This window comes from Variovorax sp. V213 (assembly GCF_041154455.1).
Taxonomy (GTDB): domain Bacteria; phylum Pseudomonadota; class Gammaproteobacteria; order Burkholderiales; family Burkholderiaceae_C; genus Variovorax.
Map to the genome: position 1 here is coordinate 4,972,389 of NZ_AP028664.1, position 23,720 is coordinate 4,996,108.

18 protein-coding genes are annotated in these 23,720 nt (G+C 66.9%); all 18 read right to left on the reverse strand.

Translation table 11 applies throughout. The features are described from left to right. Positions 1-12: 12 nt before the first annotated feature. On the reverse strand, positions 13-2,754 hold the full coding sequence (gene tssH, locus ACAM55_RS23465; RefSeq protein WP_369653824.1) for a type VI secretion system ATPase TssH: 2,742 nt from the start codon (positions 2,752-2,754) through the stop codon (positions 13-15). Next, a complete protein-coding gene (tssG, locus tag ACAM55_RS23470; RefSeq protein ID WP_369653825.1) occupies positions 2,751-3,899 on the reverse strand; it encodes a type VI secretion system baseplate subunit TssG in 1,149 nt (382 codons plus the stop codon). Before tssG ends, tssH begins: the two co-directional genes overlap by 4 nt. After that, entirely contained in the window at positions 3,896-5,767 is a 1,872-nt protein-coding gene (gene tssF, locus ACAM55_RS23475) for a type VI secretion system baseplate subunit TssF (RefSeq protein WP_369653826.1), read from the reverse strand. Before tssF ends, tssG begins: the two co-directional genes overlap by 4 nt. Further along, positions 5,768-6,295 carry a type VI secretion system baseplate subunit TssE gene (gene tssE / locus ACAM55_RS23480; RefSeq protein ID WP_369656466.1) on the reverse strand — a complete coding sequence of 176 codons (528 nt, stop codon included), beginning with the start codon at positions 6,293-6,295 and terminating at the stop codon, positions 5,768-5,770. 29 nt (positions 6,296-6,324) lie between these two features. Then, positions 6,325-7,191: a type VI secretion system accessory protein TagJ gene (locus tag ACAM55_RS23485; protein WP_369653827.1), complete on the reverse strand. Its 867-nt coding sequence runs from the start codon at positions 7,189-7,191 to the stop codon at positions 6,325-6,327. 116 nt (positions 7,192-7,307) lie between these two features. Beyond that, a complete protein-coding gene (locus tag ACAM55_RS23490) occupies positions 7,308-7,790 on the reverse strand; it encodes a type VI secretion system tube protein Hcp (RefSeq protein WP_012745360.1) in 483 nt (160 codons plus the stop codon). Between the two features lie 47 nt (positions 7,791-7,837). After that, on the reverse strand, positions 7,838-9,349 hold the full coding sequence (gene tssC / locus ACAM55_RS23495; RefSeq protein WP_055806808.1) for a type VI secretion system contractile sheath large subunit: 1,512 nt from the start codon (positions 9,347-9,349) through the stop codon (positions 7,838-7,840). A gap of 18 nt (positions 9,350-9,367) precedes the next feature. Continuing rightward, entirely contained in the window at positions 9,368-9,937 is a 570-nt protein-coding gene (gene tssB, locus ACAM55_RS23500; protein WP_354371196.1) for a type VI secretion system contractile sheath small subunit, read from the reverse strand. A gap of 84 nt (positions 9,938-10,021) precedes the next feature. Then, complete coding sequence (gene tssA / locus ACAM55_RS23505; protein ID WP_369653828.1) at positions 10,022-11,077, reverse strand: type VI secretion system protein TssA; 1,056 nt, start codon at positions 11,075-11,077, stop codon at positions 10,022-10,024. 164 nt (positions 11,078-11,241) lie between these two features. Next, complete coding sequence (locus ACAM55_RS23510) at positions 11,242-12,429, reverse strand: fumarylacetoacetate hydrolase family protein (RefSeq protein ID WP_369653829.1); 1,188 nt, start codon at positions 12,427-12,429, stop codon at positions 11,242-11,244. A gap of 84 nt (positions 12,430-12,513) precedes the next feature. After that, positions 12,514-16,362 (reverse strand): molybdopterin cofactor-binding domain-containing protein, encoded by a 3,849-nt coding sequence (locus tag ACAM55_RS23515; RefSeq protein ID WP_369653830.1) that lies wholly within the window; start codon positions 16,360-16,362, stop codon positions 12,514-12,516. Continuing rightward, complete coding sequence (locus tag ACAM55_RS23520; protein WP_369653831.1) at positions 16,359-16,850, reverse strand: (2Fe-2S)-binding protein; 492 nt, start codon at positions 16,848-16,850, stop codon at positions 16,359-16,361. The genes ACAM55_RS23515 and ACAM55_RS23520 overlap by 4 nt, the downstream gene beginning before the upstream one ends. Beyond that, positions 16,828-17,988: an ABC transporter substrate-binding protein gene (locus tag ACAM55_RS23525; protein WP_369653832.1), complete on the reverse strand. Its 1,161-nt coding sequence runs from the start codon at positions 17,986-17,988 to the stop codon at positions 16,828-16,830. Before ACAM55_RS23525 ends, ACAM55_RS23520 begins: the two co-directional genes overlap by 23 nt. Before the next feature lie 70 nt (positions 17,989-18,058). Further along, positions 18,059-18,781, reverse strand: a complete 723-nt coding sequence (gene pncA / locus ACAM55_RS23530; RefSeq protein ID WP_369653833.1) for a bifunctional nicotinamidase/pyrazinamidase — start codon at positions 18,779-18,781, stop codon at positions 18,059-18,061. 51 nt (positions 18,782-18,832) lie between these two features. After that, complete coding sequence (locus ACAM55_RS23535) at positions 18,833-19,567, reverse strand: ABC transporter ATP-binding protein (protein WP_369653834.1); 735 nt, start codon at positions 19,565-19,567, stop codon at positions 18,833-18,835. After that, entirely contained in the window at positions 19,564-20,367 is an 804-nt protein-coding gene (locus tag ACAM55_RS23540) for an ABC transporter ATP-binding protein (RefSeq protein WP_369653835.1), read from the reverse strand. The genes ACAM55_RS23535 and ACAM55_RS23540 overlap by 4 nt, the downstream gene beginning before the upstream one ends. Positions 20,368-20,516: 149 nt before the next feature. Next, positions 20,517-22,439 carry an ABC transporter permease gene (locus tag ACAM55_RS23545; protein WP_369653836.1) on the reverse strand — a complete coding sequence of 641 codons (1,923 nt, stop codon included), beginning with the start codon at positions 22,437-22,439 and terminating at the stop codon, positions 20,517-20,519. A 30-nt stretch (positions 22,440-22,469) separates the two neighbouring features. Beyond that, positions 22,470-23,675: an ABC transporter substrate-binding protein gene (locus tag ACAM55_RS23550; protein ID WP_369653837.1), complete on the reverse strand. Its 1,206-nt coding sequence runs from the start codon at positions 23,673-23,675 to the stop codon at positions 22,470-22,472. Positions 23,676-23,720 lie beyond the last annotated feature (45 nt).

Genomic DNA, 23,720 nt, shown 5'->3' on the forward strand with positions numbered 1-23,720 from the left:
CCCTTTCTTCGCTCAGCGTTCAGAAAATTCGTAGTGAAAGTCGTCGCCCGCCGCGCGCAATCGCACGCCGGCAAGCTTGCGCGCGCTGACGGTGGCGCCGATGACCTCTTCGCTCAGCCGCGGAAGAATGGTGTGCGTGAGGATCGCGTCGATCATTCGTCCGCCCGACTCGATGGCGGTACAACGGCGCGCCACCAGGTCGACTGCGCTGTCGTCGTAGTCCAGGGCAATGCCGTGGTTCGCCTCGAGGCGAGCGGCGATACGGTCGAGCTGAAGGCGAATGATGCGATGCAACGCATCGGCTTGCAACGGGTAATAAGGCACTACAACCAGCCGGCCCAGCAGCGCCGGTGCGAACACCTTGAGCAGCGGTTCGCGCAGTGCGGCCGCCAGCGGTTCGGGGTCGGGGCGCAGGGTCGGGTCTTCGCACAGCTGCATGACCAGGTCGGTGCCGACGTTGGAGGTCATGATGATCACGGTGTTGCGAAAGTCGATGTGGCGGCCTTCGCCGTCTTCCATCCAGCCCTTGTCGAACACCTGGAAGAAGATCTCGTGCACGTCGGTGTGTGCCTTCTCGATCTCGTCGAGCAGCACCACGCTGTAGGGCCGGCGGCGCACCGCCTCGGTCAGCACGCCGCCCTCGCCGTAGCCCACGTAGCCGGGCGGCGCACCCTTGAGCGTGGAGACGGTGTGCGACTCCTGGAACTCGCTCATGTTGATGGTGACGAGGTTCTGCTCGCCACCATAGAGCGCTTCGGACAGCGCGAGCGCGGTCTCCGTCTTGCCGACACCCGAAGGGCCGCAGAGCAGGAACACACCCACCGGCTTGTTCGGGTTGTCGAGCCGCGCGCGCGCGGTGCGGATGCGCCGCGAGATGGTCTCCAGCGCATCGGGCTGGGCCACCACGCGGGCCGAGAGAATCTCGCCGAGGCGCAGCACCGATTGCGCGTCGTCGCGCACCATGCGGCCGATGGGAATGCCGGTCCAGTCGGCCACCACGGTGGCAATGGCCTGCGCATCGACGGCGGCGAGGATGAGCGGCGATTCACCCTGCAGCTGCGCGAGCTTGTCTTGCGCCTCGTTGAGTTCGGCGCGAATCTCTTCGGGCGTTCGCTCCGGCTCGGCCGGCTCGGTATCGATGGCGGACGGCGCCGCTCCTGCCGCCCTTTCGTCGCCGTCGTCCTTCGCCTCGGTTTGCGCGGGCACGGCCGCGGGCGACAGCCGCTTGCGCAGCGCGACGATGCGCTCGACCAGCGCAGCTTCTTCCACGCGCCGCTTTTCCAGCAGGTCGAGTTCGTCCTGCGCCGCGGCCACCTGGGCCGCAATGTCTTCCACACGCTGGTGCTCACCCACGCCGATTGCAGCCTCGCGCCCGGCAATGCCCGACTCGATGCCCAGCACCTCGATGCGGCGCTGCAGGTCTTCGATGGCGGCGGGCAGCGCATGCTGGCTCAGGGCCACGCGCGCGCATGCCGTGTCGAGCAGGCTCACGGCCTTGTCGGGCAGCTGACGCGCGGGAATGTAGCGGTGCGACAGGCTCACGGCCGCTTCGAGTGCGGCATCGAGGATGAGCACGCCGTGGTGTTTTTCCAGTTCGGCCGAAATGCCGCGCAGCATGACCACGGCTTTGGGCTCCGTCGGCTCGTGCACCTGGATGGTCTGGAAGCGCCGTGTGAGCGCCGGGTCTTTCTCGATGTACTTCTTGTACTCCGACCAGGTGGTGGCGCCGATGGTGCGCAGCCGGCCGCGCGCGAGCGCCGGCTTCAGCAGGTTGGCCGCATCGCCCGTGCCGGCGGTGCCACCCGCCCCCACCAGCGTGTGCACCTCGTCGACGAACAGCACGATGGGCTTGGGACTCTTCTCGACCTCGTCGATCACCTGGCGCAGGCGTTGCTCGAACTCGCCTTTCACGCCCGCGCCGGCCTGCAGCAGCGTGGGGTCGAGCACCCACAGCGACACGTCCTTGAGCGATGGCGGCACGTCGCCCGCCGCGAGCCGAGAAGCCAGGCCCTCGACCACGGCCGTCTTGCCCACGCCCGCCTCGCCGGTGAGCAGCGGATTGTTCTGCCGCCGCCGCATCAGAATGTCGATGATCTGGCGGATCTCGTCGTCGCGACCGTAGACCGGATCGAGCTCGCCTGCGCGCGCCTTGGCCGTCAGGTCGCTCGCATACTTGGCCAGCGCGGAGCCGCCCGCGGCAGCACCATCGCCCTGATGCGCCGCGGCGGGCGCGTGGCCGCCGCCTGCATGGCCCTGCGGCGCGGCGTCGAAATCGTCCTCGGGTGACCCTTCGGTCCACGCAGGAAGCTGGGCGATGAGAACGTCGGGCACGATCTTGTCGAACTCGCGCGAGATGCCCGAGAGCACTTGCCGCAGCCCCGGCGTCTTCACGATGCCCGCGAGCAGGTAGGCGCCGCGGATCGAGGTGGCCTCGAAGCGCAGGCTGGCATAGACCCAGGCGCGTTCGACGGCGTTGTCGACATGCTCGGAGATGTCGCTGATCGAGGTGGCGCCGTGCGGCAGGCGGTCGAGCGCGCGCACCAGGTCCTGTTCGACCGCATCGATGTTGAGGCCCGCGCGCTTGACGATGCGCAACAGGTCGCTGTCCTGCAATTGCAGGATCTGGTGCAACCAGTGCACCAGCTCTACATAGGCATTGCCGCGCAGCTTGGCGAACGCAGTGGCAGTCTCCAATGCCTTGTAGAGCATCGGGTTCAATTTCGAGAAAAGTGAGACGCGGCGAATATCGGTCATAAGGCCATGGAAGAAACTTCATCCGCCACGGAAGCTGCCGATGCGGAACGGGAAAACAATGCTTCGGGCTGGAACACCATGTCGCCGGCGTCGGTGTCCGAGAGGCGCGTGCCGAGCCAGCTGCCCCAGCCCAGGCGGTGATCGCTGCCCAGTTGCATGCCGCGGGCTTCCTGCTTCCTGAGGACGATCCGGAGCTCCCAGGCAAACTCGATGCCGACGTACTGGCGCACCCAGTCGACCACCTGCTGGAGCCGCTTGCTGCCCGGCAGGAACTCGCGGAACTCGCCTTGCGAGAGCGGCCCCAGCTCGAGGCGGAACTTGCTCTGCGCATCGCGCACGGCCAGGCCGATGGTGGCGCCACCGCCCAATTGGTGGTTGCGCCCGAAGAGGCCGATGCGGCTCACCTGCCGCTCGTCGATCATCACCCAATCGCTCACGAACTCCTCGATGCGCACGGGCACGTCGAAGTACAGCCTGAGGATCTGGATCAGGCCCTCGGGGTTGCGCGTCTGGCGCACCAGGTGCCCGGCCATGAAGGTGCGCGCATGGTCCGCGATGCGGTCGCGCTCCTTGAGGCCCGGCTGCCCCATGTTCATGAGGCTGGCCACGTAGTCGACGAAGCGGTGGCCGTCGGGGCGGTCCAGGCTGTTGACCGACTGCGCGTCGGCCCAGGCCCGATAGAACAGCAGGATCAACCGGTGATGAAACAGGTCGGCGAATGCGCTCAGCGTGTCGTCGCTGTGGTGCCGCTTGCGCTCGCGCGCGTACTCGGTCAGGTGCAACGGCAGCGGCCCGTTGGGGCCGAACAGGCCGAAGCCGTAGATCGAGATGCGCGGCGGTCCGTCGCCGTCGACATCGACGCCGGAAACGTTCGACGGCGCAAACGCCATCGAGGGCTCCTGTCCGAGGCGCAGCGGCTCGTCGAGGGGGCGCGGCGCGCGGCCCAGCAGCGGGTGGCCGCCCTGCGCATCGAGCCGGCGCAGCAGCATGAACAGGTCATGCTCGAAAGGCTGGTCGATCAGGCCGGCCCACAAGACCGGGTCGGCCTCGGAAGCGCCGCGCCGCGCAGAGGCCGTGATGGCGGCCGGCACATCCGGCACCGCTTGCAGCGCCGGCGAATCGCCGGTGACATCGACTGCACTCATACGGCGGGGCGGCGTCCGATGCGCGGCATCCAGCGTGCGATTTCTCCGCGCTGCAGGCTGGAGAGCGCGAATTCGGTGAACGCGTTGAGCGACACATGCCGGCTGAAGAACTGCTCCAGCACGGCACCGAAAAGATAGGGGCTCGAACCCGAGAAGGCGACCTCGTCGATCTTCAGCGCAATTTCCACGCCGCGCCCGAAGACGATGGGCCCGGGTTCGGGCAGGCGGCGGAACACGGGCGCCAGCGCCATCGAGCGCACACCCTGGATCTGCCGGCGCACCGCCGGGTCGGCCAGGTTGCCGTACAGGTCGAGCATCTCGCGCAGCGCGGCGGCACCCTGCGCCGCGTCGACGTCGGTCAGGCTGAGGTAGTTGAGCCCCAGATGGCTGATGAGGCGCCAGGTGAGCGCGCCTTCCGCCAACGCGGGATACGGCCGCGACGGCCCGCGCAAGATGCGCACGGCGCGCACGGGCGCCGACACGCGCAAGGTGAAATCAGACTCCAGCCCGGTGGGCAGCAAGAGCGGCAGGTCGCGGTTGGTGCACAGCGCATCGATCGTGATGTGCCGCAGGCTGTGCGGAAAGGGGGCGTCGTGCTGGTCGACCAGCGACACATACACCTCGCTGCCGGTGTAGCTGGTGCGGGTGCCCTGCGCGCGCGCACGGTCGGACACCAGGCGCGGCTCGCGGCGCAGAGAGAAGTAAGAACCGAAGTCGCCGTCGTCGGCCGCGAACGACCCCAGGAACGGCCTGAACTCGCGCTCTTCCGAGCCGCTGCTCATGTGGCCCGTGACGCGCTCGACGGTGAAGATTTCGAAGTCGCGCGGACGCGTGCGGTCGATCACCGCATGATGCTCGTGCTGTCCGGGCCCGACCGGAATGCGGTCGCTGCGGCGCGGCACCAGGTTGATGATGGGCGTGCAGAAGAGCGAGAAATGCCGCGCATCGACGAGCCGCTCCAGATCGCTCTCGGCACGGTCGAGCAGGATCACGATTTCCATCGTGGTGCCGCCCATGGCCGCGGCCGCCGCGCGCAGGTTCTTCACGCTGAAGAACAGGTAGCGGTCGGGAAAAGCGAAGTATTCGTGCAGCAGCCGGTAGCCCTGGAACGAACGCGCGTCGTAGGGCAGCAGCGCTTGCTCGGGGTCGAAGCCTTCGTGGCGAATCGCCTCATCGCCGAGCGGCACGATGCGCGCAGTGCTGCCGGGGCCGTTGCGGCACACGGTGCCCACGCTGTGGTGCACCGCCAGTTCGAGCACGCGCAACGCATGGAGCTCGGCGCCCGAAAGAAAGAATTCGAGCCGGTCGAGGGGCATGTCCGCAAACCTGGCGCCGCCCACGGCTTCGAGCTTGATGGTGATCGCGCTCTTGGCCTGCCGCGCAACGGCCGGCATCGCATGCGCGATCTCGGCGGGCACGGGACCGATGCCCGCCTCGGTGATCTTGACGGGCCACAGCGTGACCGCATGCCCGGTGCGAAATTCGCAGGCCGTCTGCTCGCCCTTGATCATGCGGCCGCGCAGGATGGTGTGGCGCGGCAGTTCGTAGCCGGCCTTCAGCGAACCTTCGTTGAGGTTGCCGTCGATCTGCACCACGGCCATGGCCGGCAGCGGCGCGAGAAAGTTCGGGTACACCACCTCCAGCAGGCGCTGCGAGAAACGCGGAAACTCCGCGTCCATCTTGAGCTGGATGCGCGCCGTGAGAAAGCTGAAGCCTTCGAGCAGGCGCTCCACGTAGGGGTCGCTGACCTCGATGCCGCGCATGCCCAGCCGGCCCGCGATCTTCGGGTAGCGCTGCGCGAACTCGGCACCGAGCTCGTGCATGTAGGTGAGCTCGCGGTTGTAATAGTCCAGCAGCCTGGCGTCCATTCAGAGCCCCCCTGTCGGGCGAAGGACCATGTGGCCGCTTTCGAGGTCGAGCTCGGAACGCAGGATGAACTCGATGGGATAGGGCACCGACCACAGCGTCCCGCGGATCTCGAGCGCGAGCAGGTTGTGGTGCTCCAGGTCGGTGGCATCGGTGACGCAGCGCACGTCGATGCTGTCCTTCATGATGCGCGGTTCGAAATCGATGATGGAGGTGCGAATGGCCGCCTCCACATCCGCGAAGTCGACCTCCGACATGCGCCCGCCGGCCCAGCCGCGTACGCCGTAGTTGACGACCGAGCGCCGCGCGCGCGGCATGGCGTTGATGGTGTGGCCGGCGCCGAAGTTGGTGGTGTTGAGCAGCCACTGCAAATCGCGCAGCACCGAATCGCGCAGCAGCTTGCCGCTCATAAGGAACGCCCCCGCGCGCTCCTGGCGGCTTTGCGGCTGCTTGTCGGTCAGGCGGTCGAGCAGCACCGGCTGCAGGCGGTCGCGTGCAACGCTTTCTTGCTGGTCGCCGTCGACCTCCATGGTCGGGCGGCTGGCGGGCAAAACGGAACTCACTGCGCGGCACTCTCTGCAGGAGCGAACTCCACGAGCCGGATATCGAGCAGCGAATGGTCGCCGGCTTCGCTGATCAACGTGCGCTGGCCGACGCCGGCGTACTGCTCTTCACCGGCCAGCGGCTGCCAGTCGGTGCGGCGGCCCAGCGCCGTTTCATCGTCGAGCGCGTCGAGCGCGCCGGGGTAGCGCACCGGCACCAGGCCATTGAGTCCGCGGCCGTCATGCAGCTCGATCTCGGCCGGCGCCCAGAGCAGGTCGACCAGATGCTGCGGACGGGAAAACTTGAGGCGCCGCACCGCCGGCAGCGGCAGCCACGCATAGCCCGAAGGCGTGAGGAGTTCGAGCACGGCGCCGATGCGCACGTCGCCGTCGCAAAGCCAGGCGAACTCGCTGCTTTCCACTGGCTCGCCATCGATGGCCTGCAGAGTGCGCGAATCCGAACGGTCGACGCAGCTCAGGGTGCCTTGCAATGCGGGCGCGGCCTGCCGCGCGGCCTCGCGCAGGTCGGCCGCTTCCGTGGCGCGCTCGAACGGCAGCGCCGCGGCGGCCATCAGCCCCGCGACCCAGTCGGCCTCGCCGGCAATGATGGCCGGCGCACGGCCGCCACTCCAGAATTCGGTTCGGTGACGCTCGGCTGCCAGCGCCATCGCGCAGGTGGCGCTGGCAGGAGCGAAAGAAGGATCGATCCTCGCGGCCAGCTTGAGCTGGTCTTCAGCCCGCTGCCACTCGCCCCGGAGCGCAAGAAAGTGGCAGAGGGCTAGCCGCAGGCTGGCGTTCTGGGGACTCGCGCGAATCTGCCGCTGTACCCATTCGGTGTGCTCGGCCACGGAGCGCTCGCCCAGCACTGCAAACCCATCGCCCATGAAACTTCCTCATTGACTCGCGCACGGCCCGAAGCCGCCGGTGACTATCTGCGGGTGACCGGCCCGCGGCACGCCGCAAGAGCGGCGCGCGCGGGTCCGGCCGGGACTCGCGGGAATCAGGCTTCCCGGTTTTCCTTGATGTTCCAGGCCAGCACGGTCTCGGCACCCTTGCCGCCCTTGTCCGTCTGCTCCCAGTACTGCTGCTTCACCTTGGCGGCCTGGAACGCGAACTGCACCAGCACCGCATCGCCGCCCTGCTCGGCCGAGTACTGCACCGAGGTCACCAGCACTTCTTCCAGCGTGACGCGCGTGTATTCGATCTGCGAGCCCCCCGCCTTGCACACCGACACCTCCACCTTGCTCAGGTGCTTGCCGCTGGCGCAGTTCTTCATCACGGACGGCGCCGCCTTGTCGATGCGCGCAAGAACCTGCAGGTCGTTGAAGCTCGCCTTGCCCACACCGCCGCCACCGCCGCTGACCATGTTTCCAGGCTGCGTCGCTCCCCATGCAAACGACTTGATATCCGTCCAGTCCTTGTGGTTCGAGTCCTTGGATTCGCCGTTTGCGCCCTCGACGCGCATGAACATGTCTACTGCCATGATTAACCCCCAAAGTTATATATGCCCGATTGCGGGACACCGTTGAACTAGCTGCTGTCCTTCTTGTTGGATGGCAGCTTCGAAACCAGCCGCAACGACACCGTCAGCCCTTCGAGCTGATAGTGCGGCCGGAGAAAAAACTTGGCGGCGTAATAGCCCGGGTTGTCCTCGATGGCTTCCACCTGGACCTCCGCCGCCGCCAGCGGCTTCATTGCCTTCGTGTCCTGGGACGACGTGCCCGGGCTGCCGTCCACGTAATTCATGATCCAGTCGTTGAGCCAGCGCTCCATGTCCTCGCGCTCGCGGAACGAACCGATCTTGTCGCGCACGATGCACTTCAGGTAGTGCGCGAAGCGGCAGCATGCAAACAGGTACGGCAGGCGCGCCGCCAGGTTGGCGTTGGCCGTGGCGTCGGCGTCGTAGTACTCGGCCGGCTGCTGCAGCGACTGCGCGCCGATGAAGGCCGCGAAGTCGGAGTTCTTGCGGTGCACCAGCGGCATGAAGCCGTTCTTGGCCAGCTCGGCTTCGCGGCGATCGCTGATGGCGATCTCGGTCGGGCACTTCATGTCCACGCCGCCGTCGTCGGTCGGGAAGGTGTGCGTGGGCAGGTTCTCGACCGCACCGCCCGACTCCACGCCGCGAATGGAAGTGCACCATCCGTACTGCTTGAACGAGCGGTTGATGTTCACGCCCATGGCGTAGGCCGAGTTGGCCCAGGTGTAGCGGTTGTGCAGGGCCGAGTCGGTTTCTTCCTCGAACTCGAACTCGTCGACCGGATTGGTGCGCGCGCCGTACGGCAGGCGTGCCAGGAAGCGCGGCATGGCCAGGCCGATGTAGCGCGCATCTTCCGACTCGCGCAGCGAACGCCATGCGGTGTGCTCGGTGTTCTGGAAGATCTTGGTCAGGTCGCGCGGGTTCGACAGTTCCTGCCACGAGTCCATCTGCATCACGGTGGGCGACGCGCCGGCAATGAAGGGGCAATGCGCGGCCGCGGCGATCTTCGCCATCTCGCCGAGCATCTCCACATCGGGCGGGCTGTGGTCGAAGTGGAAGTCGCCGATCAGCGCGCCGAAGGGCTCGCCGCCGAACTGGCCGTACTCGTGCTCGTAGATCTTCTTGAACAGCGGGCTCTGGTCCCAGCCGATGCCCTTGTGGCGCTTCAGCGAGCGCGCCACTTCGCGCTTGGAGGCGCACATCACGCGGATCTTGAGCTGCTCGTCGGTCTCGGTGTTGTTGACCAGGTAGTGCAGGCCGCGCCATGCGCCTTCGAGCTGCTGAAAGTCCTCGTGATGCAGGATCTGGTTGATCTGCTCGGAGAGCTTGCGGTCGATCTCGGTGATGATCGCCTGCACGGTGCGGTAGGCGTCGTTCGAGATGGTGACGGTGCTTTCGAGCGCCTGTACCGCCAGCGTCTTGACGGCGCTCTGCACCGCCTCGCGGGCCTGGTCGGTCTTGGGCTTGAACTCTCGCTGCAGCAGGTCGGAGAACTCGTTGGGCTCGAGCGCCTCGATGGTGGCGGTCTGCGCGCGCGCTGCTGTCTGTTTGGATGCGGTGCTCATGGTGGAGGTCCTGTCGGCTTACTCGGAAGAGGTGCCGGGAGCGCCCGACTTTTCGTTCGCCGCTTCCACCGCCTTGGCCACGGCGGGATTGGGTGCGGACGCGAGCGACTTGAGCAGCTCCGGGTTCTGCAGCGCCTGGGCAATCAGCTGCTCGGCGCCGTTCTTGCCGTCCATGTAGGACAGCAGGTTCGAAAGCTCGGTGCGGGCTTCGAGCAAGTGCTGCAGCGCGCCCACCTGGCGTGCAATGCGCGCGGGCGAGAAGTCGTCCATGCTGTCGAAGGTGATGTCGACATTCATCTGCCCCTCGCCCGTGAGGGTGTTGGGCACCTGGAAGGCCACGCGCGGCTTGATCGACTTCATGCGGTCGTCGAAGTTGTCGATGTCCACGGCCATGAAATCGCGATCGGCGAGGTCGGGCATCGGGTCGACCTGCTTGCCCGCGAGATCGGCGATCACGCCCATCACGAAGGGCAGCTGGATCTTTCGTTCGCTGCCGTAGATCTCGACGTCGTACTCGATCTGCACGCGCGGCGCCCGGTTGCGCGCGATGAACTTCTGACCACTGTTTCTGACACGGTTGTCTGCCATAAGCTTCCTCTTGAATCTCTGTGCGTGTGGGTCGGACCTGCCCTGACTGTCTGTCCTTGTGCTCTCGCGCTGGCGCCTGCCTCGCTACTCGGCCGTGCCGCTGCCGAGCGAACGTCCCGCCAGGCTTTCTATCTTCTGCAAGCCCTCGGGTACGAGTTCTTCGATGATCTGGAAGAAGTTGAGGTCCAGCAGTCTTTGCGCTCTTCGGATGAGCATCGGTGCCGGGTGGCTGGGCTCGGTGCGCTCCATGTATTGGCACGCCTTTTCCAGCAACACCTGCACATCATCACGATTCGATATTTCAATATCTTTAATGCTTGCTACCCGCTGGCCCGACGCGCCGTTCGGGGAGTCCGCGATACCTTGTCCCGATGCGGCCGCTTGCGCCGGCTTGTTGCCGCCCTCGGCCTGCGATGCTTCGGCCGGCGCCGGCTGCGCCTGCTCGGGCAGCAGCTGGACCACGGTGCGAAGCGAACGTTCGAGGCGCGAGAAGTCAGGCGCCCAGCTTTGCCCCAGCGCGCGCTCCGAGGTCTCGCGAATCCGCTGCAGCAACTCCAGCGCCGCATGCAATGCCATCACCGGCGCTGCCGCTTTTTCCTGCGCGCGGCGCGCCGCTTCCCGCAGTCGGCCGATGCCGCCCGGGTAATCGATCTGGTCGGCCTTGCTCGAATCGAGCAGTGCCTCGACTTGCCGCAGGCTCATCGACGCGCCGGCATCCTCGAGCAGGCGTGCGTCGCGCACGCTGCGTCCGAGTCCCTCGGCTTCGGCCAATGCAGCCAGCGCATTCATGCGCGGCAGCGGGTCTTCGAAATCGCCATCGACAACGCGCGGATGCACGTCGTCCCAATACTTTTGCAGGATGCCGTCGACCACGCGCAAGCCATCGACATAGCCAGGCAGGCCGCGGCTCTCGGTCCATGCCAGCGTCAGCAGAACCAGCACGCGCACGTCGAGCGTGCGTTGGCACAGCTGCTTTGCAATGCGCTCGACACGGGCCCAGTCAGGTGGCTCGGCCGGGATGATGGTGGAGCCGAACTGCTGCTCCCGCTTTCCTGTCGCAGCCTGCTGCAGCGCCATGAAGTCGGGGTCGTATTCGAGGTCTTCGCCGCACGCTAGCGGGCCTTCAACAGGCGACTGCAATAGTTCTATCTCGCTCGGCGACAACCCCATCTCCCTTTTATTAATAACCGTCAACAATGGTTATCTTGAGGGGAACGCGAAGCGCGGTCAACAGCAACACACTGCTACGTGCTGCCTATGAATCACTAAGGAGTACAACTCCTTTTAAAGCGTAGAAAGAACGGTTACAGCAATCCGCGCCCACCAAGATTGCGCATGAGCGCGCTGAGTCCAAAAGTCCACCGTGGCGCTTGATCCGAATGGACCACGCGGTTCACGAGCGCGCCGAGTTCCGGTGCCGCGATGCGCACGCGGTCGCCGACGACGTGGGTGAATCCTTGCCCAGGACCATGACGGTCTTGTGTCGGCGCGAACATCGTGCCGAGGAACAACATGAAGCCGTCGGGATAGTCATGGTGCGCGCCGATGGCTTGCGAGACCAGGTCGAGCGGATCGCGGCTGATCTTTGCGAGCGAGCTCGAGCCCTCGAGCGTGAAGCCTTCGGGCCCCGTGACTTCGAGCGCCACCGTGATGCGGCGCACATCGTCGATGCCGAAATGCGCATCGAACAAGCGGATGAACGGACCGATGGCACAGGAGGCGTTGTTGTCCTTGGCCTTGCCGAGCAGCAATGCGCTGCGGCCTTCGAAGTCGCGCAGGTTGACGTCGTTGCCGAGCGCCGCGCCGAGTGTCTCGCCGCGGCTGTTGACCGCGAGCACGACCTCGGGCTCGGGGTTGTTCCACACCGATGCGGCATGAATGCCCACGTCGGCGCCGGTGCCCACGGCGGAGAGAACCGGCGCCTTGGTGAAGATTTCGGCGTCGGGCCCGATGCCGACTTCGAGGTACTGCGACCATGCGCCCTGCCCGATCAAGACCTCCTTGACCTTCGCGGCTTCGGCCGAGCCGGGCACGATGCCCGCAAGGTTGTCGCCGAGCACGCCGCTGAGCGCCGCGCGCGTGGCCTCTGCGCGCGACGCATCGCCGCGCGCCTGCTCTTCGATCACACGCTCGAGCAGGCTTTCGACAAAGGTCACGCCGCTGGCCTTGATGGCCTGCAGGTCGCAGGGCGCGAGCAGCCAGGGCTTCGCTTCGTCGCGCGCGGTCGCGTCGCTGTTGGCGAGCACGGCAGCCAGCTCGGCGATGCGCGGGGCCTTGCCCGCGTTCACTGCGTCGCGCACGCTGGCCGAAGGAGACTCGGCGCGCTCGAGCAAGTCGCTCATGGTCGGCGCCAGCTTGGAGAGATCGTGCAAGCCGCCCTCATGCACCGCCACGAGAACGGGGCCCACGCCGGGCTGCCAGATGCGGCCGACGAGTGTGGCGCGCTCGGCGTCGCGGGGAAGGCTGGTGGCGGTGGAAAGGTTCAGGGGCATGTTGTCTCCGGAGGCACTTGTGGTTCAGGGAACGGACATTCTGAATGAATGTCTCCCTGGCCGCTGGGCGACCGGAGACTGGCGCTACTTGGCGCCGTGGCCGCGAGCCGTACGCACGCGCGCCACTTCGGCCGGCAGGTTCTTCCACGGCGGCTCCTGCGGCGCGAAACGTGCGCGCATGTAGCCCGCGAGTTCCGCGATCTGCCGGTCGTCGAGCGCCTCGCGGAAGGCCGGCATGAAGCCGATGCCCTGGCTCGCGGGCTCGCGCACGCCATCGAGAATGGTGCGCAGCAGGTTGTCGGGCCGCGCGCTCGTGAGGTTGCTGTTGAGCGCGAGCGGCGTGTTCACGCCGAGCAGCGTGGGGCCGTCCCCGTCGTGATGGCACGAGGCGCAGGCGCTGTCGAACATGCGCTGCGCGGGGCCGAGCAACCGGCCCTGCGTGCGTGCGGCCTTGTCGATCGCTTGTTGCGCCAAGGCCTGCGGCTCGGCCGCCGGAGCGGGGTTGAAAGAGGCGAGGTACGTGGCCATGGCGCGCACATCGGCATCGGGCACCTGCGCGAGTTCGCGCACCACCTCCGCCATGGGACCGCCCGCCATGCCGTGGCGCTGCGTATGGCCTTGGCGCAGGTAGCGGTACAGCTCGTCGGCGTCCCATGGCACGGCCGATTTCGAAAGACCGGTGAGCGCCGGTGCTTCCCAGCCCTCGACCATGGCGCCCGAGAGGAAGGCGCTGCCGCCCTGCTCCGCGCCGAGCGCGTTGCGCGGCGTATGGCACGCGCCGCAATGCCCGAGGCCGTTGACCAGATAGGCGCCGCGGTTCCATTCCGCGCTTTGCGTGGCCACAGGCTGCAGCGGCGCCGGATCGTGGAAGAGCGCGTTCCAGCCGGCCATCAACGGCCGCATGCTGAACGGAAACTCCAGCTCGGCCTTCGGCGTCTCGGCGCGCACCGCGGGCATGGACATGAAGTAGGCGTAGAGCGCCTGCAGGTCGTCGTCGCTGGTCTTGGCGAAGGCCGTGTACGGAAACGCCGGGTACAGGTGATGGCCGTCGCGCGAGACACCCTCGCGCATCGCGCGCTGGAACGCGCTGAACGACCAGCGGCCCAGTCCCGTGTCGGCATCGGGCGTGAGGTTGGTGGTGTAGAGCGTGCCGAAGGGCGTCTCCATCGCGCGGCCGCCCGCGTTGGGCGCACCGCCCGGTGCGGTGTGGCACACGGCGCAGTCGCCGAGCGCGGCAAGCACGCGGCCGCGTTCGATGGTCGCTTCGCTGTAGACCGGGGCGCTGAGCGAAACGGGGGCGATGGAAGAGCGCCAGCCGAGCAGGCCGGCGATGAGGCCGATGCCGCCGATGAACAGCGCGGCGCCGGTGGCCCAGAGGCCCTTGCGCTGGGGCCAGGCTGAATGGCTCCTTCTCCCTCTGGGAGAAGGTTGGGATGACGGTACGACAGCGTCACTGTTCGCAGGCCGCCCTCCCTCACCCCAACCCTCTCCCACAGGGAGAGGGGGCAAGTCCGAAGTCAACGGATTCAACGCAGCCAGCACCTTTTCCGGCGTGAACGGCGGCGCGCGGAACCGCACCCCCGTCGCATCGAAGATCGCATTCGCAATCGCCGCAGTTCCCGGCACCGACGACGACTCGCCCGCGCCCAGCGAGGGTTCCCCGGGCCGAGGCATGTGCATGATCTCGACCACCGGCACGTCGCGGAAGTTGACGATCGGGTAGCTGCCCCACTCCCGGCTCGCAACCACGCCGGACGGCAGCACGCCGGGCAGCTGTGCACCAGCCGCTGCAGCGCCCTGCTGCGGCGCGAACTGCACCTCTTCCATGAGCGCGCGGCTGGTGGTCTGGATCACGTTGCCGTGCACCTGGTGCTCGACGCCCGCGGGGTTGATCATCAGCCCCGCGTCGTGTCCCACCACCACGCGGCGCACGTGCACTTCGCCGGTCTTGCGGTTGACCTCGACGTCGGCCACCCATGCGGCCCACGCGGCGCCGAAGCCGGGCCACTTGCTGTGGATGTAGCGCGCGTACGCGAAGCCCTGGCCGAAGAGGATGTCGCCGCCCTCGCCCAGCCCGCCGTCGGCATTCTCCTCTGGGCCGGTGCGCATGCGCCAGCCGGCCTTCTGCGCGGTGGCCTGCACCAGTTCGACGGCGCGCGGATCGTTCAGGTGGCGCAGGCGGAACTGCACCGGATCGACACCGGCCGCGGTGGCCAGCTCGTCGATGTACGACTCGTGCGCGAACGAACTCGGCAACGCCGACACGCCGCGCAGCCACGAGGCGCGCACGATCGGCGCCATGTCGTTGACCTTCACGCGCAGGTTGTCGACGCTGTAGGGCGGTCGCGCCGTGCGGTCGCCCATCTCGAAGGCCTGCGCCACCGGTTCGATGGTGCGGGTGAGCAGCAGCGCGAGCGTGGGCGCGCCGTTCGATGGGTACGAGGTCTCGAAGTCGTAGGCCGCGATGCGGCCATCGGCCATGAGGCCGCCGTCCACTTCCATGAGCTGTGCGGCACCCTTGGGCTCCCAGGCATGCTCCTGCTCGCGCGTGAGTTGCACCCGCACCGGCGCGCCCACGGCGCGCGCGAGCAGCGCCGCATCGGCCGCGACGTCGTCGGCGCCGTTGCGGCCGTAGCAGCCCGCGGCTTCCATGCGGATGACGTCGACCTGCACGTCGTCCACGCCCATGAGCTTCGCAAGATCGGCGCGCAGCACGTGGGGATTCTGCGAGCCGGCCCAGCAGCGCAAGACAATGCCCCCACGCTCCCCCACTGCGTGTGGGTCGCTGCCTCCCGAAGGGGGCGCGTTCCGCCTTGGGAGCGGCCCGGCGGCGGAACCGACGCCGCCGCCCTCCTGCGGCTGCCATTCGGCCAGCGCGCACGAAGGTCCGATGGACGCGTGCATCTGGTAGGGCCACACGTAGGTGCGATGCATCGGCTGCGCGGCCGCGGCAATCGCACCGTCGACATCGCCTTCATCGACCAGCAGGCGCTGCGTCGAGGGATTGTCGCGCAGGGCCTGCGCCAGGTCGGAAAGGTCCGGCATGCCGGGCCAACTTTTCCATGTGACGCGCAGTTGGCGCAGCGCCTGCTCGGCGTGCTCTTCGCGCTCGGCCACGATGCCGACAAAGTCGCGGATCACGACCACCGCGCGAATGCCGGGAATGTGCGCAATCGACGATTCGTCCACCGACTCGAGCGTGTTGCCGATGAACTCGCCATGGTCCGCACCGGCATACGGCGGTCGCACCACGCGGCCGTGCAGCATGCCGGGCACGCGCATGTCGTGCACGAATACGCCCTCGCCCGCGAGCTTGGCAGGAATGTCCACGCGCGACTGGCGCGTGCCGACGATGCGGTAGTCGGCCGGGTGCTTGGGCTCGGCAGCGCGGTCGAGCCGCAGCACGGTGCGCTGCCCTGCGATCAGCTCGGCGTAGTTGACGCGGCGATCGGGCTCATCGGCCACGCGCACCACGCCGTTGCGCACCTGCAGCGCTTCCACCGGCGTGCCGAGCCGCTCGGCCGCGCGCGCGAGCAGCCACGCACGCGCCTGCGCGGCGGCCAGGCGCAGTGGCTGCGAATGGATCTGGATGGAGGCGCTTGCGATCGTCGCGCCCTGGTTGGGCGCGCGCGCGGTGTCGCCGAGCATCATGCGCACGCAGGGCATGCCGAGGTCGAGCTCTTCGGCCACGATCTGCGCGAGTGCGGTCTGGATGCCGGTGCCCAGGTCGACGTGGCCGTTGAGCGCCGAGGCGCTGCCGTCGTCCCACACCGCAAGCAGGATTTCGTCACCCTCGATGGGATTGCCCGCGACAGCCGTAGGCTGGCCCTTGGCGGGTGGCGGTGCGGGCGGCGTCTCGCGCACGACGAGCAGCACGCCGTTGGCCGAGAGAAACTCCGCTCGGGTCTGCGGAAGATCGGCGCGCCGCGTCATGGCTCTTGCATGCGTACCGCAGCCCGCTGCACCGCAGCCAGAATTTCAATATGCGTTCCGCAGCGGCACAGGTTGCCCGACAGCTCGCTGCGGATGCGCGCCTCGCTCGCATGCGGGTCGCGCGCGAGCAGCGCCGCGGCCTGCATCACCATGCCGTTGAGGCAATAGCCGCACTGCGCGGCCTGCGCGTCTTCAAAAGCTGCCTGTACCGGATGCCAGTGGCCGCGCGTGCCAAGACCCTCCAGGGTGGTGACGGCACGGCCCGCCACGCCGTGCGCGGGAATCACGCAGGCACGGGCCGCCACGCCATCGACGTGCACCGTGCAGGCGCCACACTGGCCCAGGCCGCAACCGTACTTGGGCCCGTTCAGGCCGAGGTCGTTGCGCAGCAAGTGCAGCAGCGTGGCCTCTCGCGGCACGCCCGGAAGCGAACGGGCCTGCCCGTTGACCTGCAATTGCAGCGGCTCAGCGCCGCAGCTGTCCGTCACGGGTGTACATCTCCAGGTCCACGAAGGTCGAGCCGTTGTGGTTCTTCGCGCTGTACTCGACCGGGAAATCGCCGAAGCGCGTGTTGCCGATGCTTTCGAGCCCTGCGATGAAGCTGTCGCGCGTGAGCGTCTTGCCCCCGCGGCGCAGGCCTTCGACCATCACGCGCGAGGCGATGTAGCCTTCGAGCGCCGTGTAGCCGTCGATCTTCTCGCCAAACTCGGCGCGGTCGCGCTGGTAGTCGGCCACGATGGGCACGCGCAGTGCTTCCGGCGGCGGCACGATGCTGGCCGTGACCAGCCCCGCGAGCTTGCCCTCGAGGCGCTTGGCGGAACCCGTCGCATCGGTGATGCCGACCGACAGCGTGTAGAGCGGCGCCGCCCCGCCGTTCGCACGGTAGTCGCGCATGAAGACCTCGACCATGCGCCCCGCCATGATCATCACGACCGCGCCGGGCTTGGCTTCGGCCAGTCCGGCGACGACCTGCTTGGCGTCTTCGGCGGCGATGGCAAGCGGCAGCGTCTTCACGACCTGCACTTTGTATTCGGCAGCGAGCTTCTCGCAGGTGGCGAGGTTCGACTTGCCGAAGGCGCTGTCCTGGTAGACCACCGCAATCGACGAGAGGCTGATGGTCGAGAGATGGCTGATGATCTTGCGCAGTTCGAGGTCGTAGCCGGCGCGTACGTGAAACAGCAGGCGGTTGACCTTGGCGCGAAACGAGCTGGTGCCCACCAGCGGCGCGAACATTGGAACGCCCGCCTTCTCGGCCAGCGGCATCGCGGCCGCGAGGTTGCCGGTGGCTACGAAGCCCGCGAGCGCAAAGACCTTGTCCTCGTCGATCAGCTTGGCCGTGTTGAGGGCCGTCTTCGCGGGGTCGTAAGCATCGTCGTACGAAACGAGCTCGATCTTGCGGCCGTTGATGCCGCCCGATTTGTTGGTCCGGTCGAAATAGAGCTTGATGCCCGCGCGGTAGTCGACGCCGAAGTCCTTGGCCGGACCGCTGAACACGGCCGACTGGCCGATGCGGATGAGGCTGTCGGTGACGCCGTTATCGGCGCGCGCCGAACGTAGAAGACCAGGGCCCATTGCCAGGGCTGCGCCGCCCGCCACCAGGGCGCGCCTTGAAATCGAAATCGTCATGCGTCGTCAAGCTCTTTGCTGTCGTTGTTGTGGTGGTGCGGGATGGTAAATGCGGTGGCGGAGAAGGTGCTCAGGCCGTCTGGATATCGGAGGACTGGATGCGCTTGACACCCTTGGCCGTCATCTGCTTCCATGCGGCGGCGAGCGAGCCGTTGAGATCGATGGCGCGCGTGGCGTCTTCGATCACGTAGACCTCGAAGCCGGCCTTGCGCGCATCGAGCGCGGTCCAGGCCACGCAGAAGTCGGTGGCCAGCCCGGCCACGTAGACCGTCTTGATGCCGCGCTGCTTGAGGTAGCCGCCCAGGCCGGTAGCAGTCTTGCGGTCGGCCTCCTCGAAGGCGGAGTAACTGTCGACGCCCTTGTGGAAGCCCTTGCGGATGATGACCTGCGCGGTCGGCAGCTTCAGGTCCTTGTGCAGGGCCGCGTCGTCGGTGCCCTGGACGCAGTGGTCGGGCCAGAGCACCTGGTTGCCGTACGAGAGCTTGATGCTGCTGAACGGCTTCTGGCCGGCATGCGCGCTGGCGAACGATGCATGGCCTTGCGTGTGCCAGTCTTGCGTGACCACGATGTTCTCGAACGAATCGGCCAGCTTGTTGATCACCGGCACCACCTCCGCGCCGCCCTTGACGGGCAGCGTGCCGCCGTCGACGAAGCAGTTCTGCACGTCGATGACGATCAGCGCGGACTTGCCGTTGGGCTTGAGCTTCGAAGCCGCGAACAGGGTTCCGGTCGCACCGAGCAAGCTCAAAGCGGCCGTGGACTTCAGAAGGGATCTGCGGTGCGAGTCGTGCATGGTGTGTGCTCCGGTGGTTGACGATGAAAAAGGAACGAAGGTCTCCGCGGGCTAGACGCTCAGGTAGGCGCGGCGCACCTCTTCGTTGGCCGCGAGCTCTGCCATGGTGGCGTGGTAGCGGATCTGGCCCTTCTCGAGCACATAGGCGCGATCGGACACCAACTCGGCGAAATGCATGTTCTGTTCCGACAGCAGGATGCTCACGCCCTGCGCCTTGAGCTCCAGGATCATGTTGGCCATCTGCTCGACGATGACGGGCGCCACGCCTTCCGAAGGCTCGTCGAGCAGCACCAGGTACGGGTTGCCCATGAGCGTGCGCGCCACGGTGAGCATCTGCTGCTCGCCGCCGCTCATGCGGCCGCCCGGGCGGTTGGGCATTTCACCCAAATTGGGAAAGAGCTTGAACAGGCGCTCAGGCGTCCACAGCGGCGCCTCGGCGCCGTCGGCCCAGCGGCGCGGCGGCTGCTTGCCGACCTCGAGGTTCTCCATCACCGTGAGATCGGTGAACACCCGGCGGTCTTCGGGCACGAAGCCGAGGCCGAGCTTCGCCGCGTGATGAGGTTCGCTCTTCGAGATGTCGTGGCCGAGGAAGCTGACGTTGCCCTTGCGCTTGGCGAGCATGCCGATCAGCGTCTTGAGCGTGGTCGACTTGCCGGCGCCATTGCGCCCCATGAGCGCGACGACCTCGCCACGGCGCACTTCAAGATCCACGTCGTACAGGATCTGTGCGGCGCCATACCAGGCGCACAGCGAGTTCGCCTTCAACAATGTTTCGTGCGTGCTCATACAGCTGCTCCCACTGCCGCATTCACAGCGGCGGCCTTCTCCGCAATCTTCTCGAAGGTCTTGCCACTGCCGAAGTACACCTCCTGTACCTTCGGGTGGTCGCGGATCTCGAGCGGCTTTCCCTGCGCAATGAGGCGGCCGCGGGCCAGCACGATCATGCGGTCGGCATACGCGAACACCACGTCCATGCTGTGCTCGGTGAACAGCACCGCGAGACCGCGCTGGACCACCAGTTCCTTGGTGAGCGCCATCAGCGAATTGCGCTCCTTCGGCGCCATGCCCGCGGTGGGCTCGTCCATCAGCAGCAACTTGGGCGCATTGGCCATCGCGATCGCGAGCTCCACGCGCTTGACGTCGCCATAGGCAAGCTCGCTGCAGGGCCGGTCGGCCTGGGCCTTCATGCCGACCTGGTCGAGCAGCGCCAGCGCCTCGTCGCGCTTGTGGTCCGCCGCGCGGCGCCACATCGAGAACAACTTGCCGTCGTGCGAGAGCATGGCCATCTGCACGTTCTCGGCGACGGTGAGCGATGCAAAGGTTTCGGCGATCTGGAAAGTGCGGCCCACGCCCAGGCGCCAGATGGCGCGCGGCTTCTGGCCCACCAGTTCATGGCCGTCGAACACGATCGAACCCTGGTCGGCCTTGAGCTGGCCATTGACCATGTTGAAGGTGGTGGACTTGCCGGCGCCATTCGGGCCGATGAGGGCCAGCAGCTCGCCTGCTTTCAGCTCGAAGCTGATGCCGTCCACGGCCTTGACGCCGCCGAACGATTTGCCGAGGTTGTCTACTTTGAGAAGGGTCATTTGGATTTACTCCCTCTCTCTCTGGGAGAGGGTTGGGGTGAGGGCCGGCGGCCTTTCGATCAGTGCCGATGGTTTGCCTCCCGAGGCCCGGGGGATATCCCGGCCCGGGGAAAAAAGAAGACCCCGGAACGCTGAAAGACAACCGCCCCTCACGTCCGTTTCTCCTTCAAAGCAACATCCACTTCCCGACGACGCCCCCGCATCACACGCTCGGTGAGCTGCTTCGCGAACCCAGCAATCCCCTGCGGAAAAAGCAGCACCAGCAGCAAGATGATCGCTCCCAGCGTAGCCCGCCAGTAATCCGTATTGCGCGCCACCGTGTCATGCAGCCAGCTGAAAGTGACAGCCCCCACCACCGGCCCCGCCAGCGTCTGGATACCGCCAAGCAGCACCATCACCAGCCCATCGACCGACTTGTCCACACTCAGGCTCTCAGGCGAAATGCTGCCCTTGGAAAAAGCATAGAGCGACCCCGCCAGTCCAGCCGCGGCCCCCGCGATGACAAAAGCGGTCCATTGCATGCGCTTGACGTCGATGCCGATCGCATCGGCGCGCAGCACCGAATCGCGGCCCGCACGCAGCGCATAGCCGAACGGCGAGAACAGCACGCGGCGCAGCATCAAAATGCCGGCCGCCACGAGCACCAGCGTGAGCCAGTAGTAGGTGCGCTTGTCCGACAGCCACTCCGAAGGCCAGACGCCGGTGAGCCCGTTGCTGCCGCCGGTGAACGAATCCCACTGGTAGACCACGGCCCAGGTGATCTGCGCAAAAGCGAGCGTGAGCATCGCAAGATACACGCCCGAAAGGCGCACCGCGAACCAGCCGTAGACGAAAGCGCCGATGGCGGCCACCAGCGGCGCGACGACGAGGGCGAGCTCCATCGGCATGCCGCTCGCGCGCACCAGCAGAGCGGCGCCGTAGGCACCGAGGCCGAAGTACGCCGCATGGCCGAACGAATGCATGCCCGCCGGTCCCATGATGAAGTGCAGGCTGGCCGCGAAGAGCGCCGCAATCAGCAGGTCGATCATCAGCACCGTGGTGTAGGGCGAATCGGCCGTGAGCAGCGGCATGGCCATGAGCGCGAGGCCGAGCGCGGCGACGAGCCACAGGTAGCCCCTGCTCGCGCGCCGCAGCGGCTCTTCCTGCATGCCCACGTAGCGGCTCGGCGCCTGCGGACGGCCCAGCAGGCCCCAGGGGCGCCACACCAGCACGATGGCCATCACGATGAAGTCGACCACCAGCGTGAGCTTGGAGAACGACACGCTGTAGCCGAAGATCTCGACCACGCCGAGCCAGATGCAGACCGCCTTGATTTCGGAGAGCAGCAGCGCCGCCACATAGGCGCCGGGAATCGAGCCCATGCCGCCCACCACCACCACCACGAAAGCCGCGCCGATGGTGTTGAGGTCCATTGCGAGCGTGGCCGGCTCGCGCGGCAGCTGCAGCGCGCCGCCGAGTGCCGCGAGCGTGGCGCCGAGCGCGAACACCGCGGTAAAGAGCCAGGCCTGGTTCACGCCCAGCGCGCTGACCATCTCGCGGTCTTGCGTGGCGGCGCGCACCAGCGTGCCCCAGCGGGTGCGCGTGAGCAGCAGCCACATGAGGCCCAGTACCACCGGTCCGACGACGATCAGGAACAGGTCATAGGTCGGAAACTGCCGGCCCAGGATGTCGACCGAGCCCGACAGGCCCGGCGCGCGTGGGCCGAGCAATTCGTCCGGCCCCCAGAAATACAGCACCGCGTCCTTGATGACGAGCACCAGTGCAAAAGTGGCCAGCAGCTGGAACAGCTCGGGCGACTTGTAGATGCGCCGCAGCAGCACCATCTCGATCAGCGCGCCGATCACACCCACCGCGAGGGCGGCGATCAGCACGGCCGGCCAGAAGCCGAGCGTGCCGAGTTTCTCCACCAGCGTGTAGGCGAGGTAGATGCCCACCATGAAGAAGGAGCCATGCGCAAAGTTGACGATGCGCGTGACGCCGAAGATCAACGAAAGGCCGGCCCCCACGAGGAACAGCGACGAAGCCGACGACAGCCCGGTGAGGAACTGAAGCAGCAGGGACGAGAGGCTCATGGGTGCAAGCGTTCCAGGGAGAAGAAAAGATCAGTCTGCGGCGCGCGATTTCTTCACGTCCGCGGCGCTCGGCTGGAACTTGGCGCCGTCGAAATACGTGTAGTCGACCATCACGCCCTTGCCGTTGTCGTTCTTCGTCTTGCCGACGAAGGCGCCCATGGTCGACTGGTGGTCTTCCGCGCGATAGCTGATCTTGCCGAACGGCGTGTCGACCTGCAGGCCCTTGAACGCTGCGACGAGCTTCGGCGTCTCGGTGCTCTTGGCCTTGTCGATGCCGGCCGCCACCGACTTGATCATGCTGTAGCCGACCACCGAGCCCAGGCGCGGGTAGTCCTTGTACTTGGCGTGGTACGCGAGGAAGAAGGCCTTGTGCTCGGGCGTCTGGATGCCGTACCAGGGATAGCCGGTCACGATCCAGCCGTTGGGCGTTTCGTCCTTGAGCGGGTCGAGGTACTCGGGCTCGCCGGTCAGCACGCTCACCACCGTGCGGTCCTTGAAGAGGCCGCGGGTGTTGCCTTCGCGCACGAACTTGGAAAGGTCGGCGCCGAACAGCACGTTGAAGATCGCGTCAGGCTTGGCATCGGCCAGCGCCTGCACCACGGCACCCGCATCGACCTTGCCGAGCGGCGGCGCCTGTTCGGCGACGAACTCGACATCGGGCTGCGCGGCCTTCAGCAGGTTCTTGAACGCGGCCACGGCCGACTGGCCGTATTCGTAGTTGGGGTACACGACAGCCCAGCGCTTCTTCTTGAGCTTGGCCGCTTCGGGCACCAGCATCGCGGCCTGCATGTAGGTGCCGGGGCGCAGGCGGAAGGTGTATTCGTTGCCGCCCTGCCAGGTCATCTTGTCGGTCAGCGGTTCGCCGGCCAGGAAGAAGATCTTTTTCTGCTTGGCGAAGTCGGCCACGGCCAGTCCGGTGTTCGACAGGAAGGTGCCGGTGAGTACGTCGATCTTCTCGCGCGCGACCAGCTCCTCGGCCACGCGCACCGCATCGCCGGGGTTGGCGTTGTCGTCGCGCGTGATGAGCTCGACCTTGCGGCCGTTGACCCCGCCCTTGGCGTTGATCTCTTCCACGGCCAGCTCCATGCCTTTCTTGTAGGGCTCGAGGAAGGCGGGCTGGGCCTTGTAGCTGTTGACCTCGCCGATCTTGATCACGCCTTGGGCATGGGCAGGAACGAGGGCCGTGGCCAGCGTGGCAACTGCCGCGGCGCTGAAGACGTGACGCAATGGGTTCATGGTGAAACTCCTTGGGATCGAAACAGAAAGAGAAAAAAGAAATCG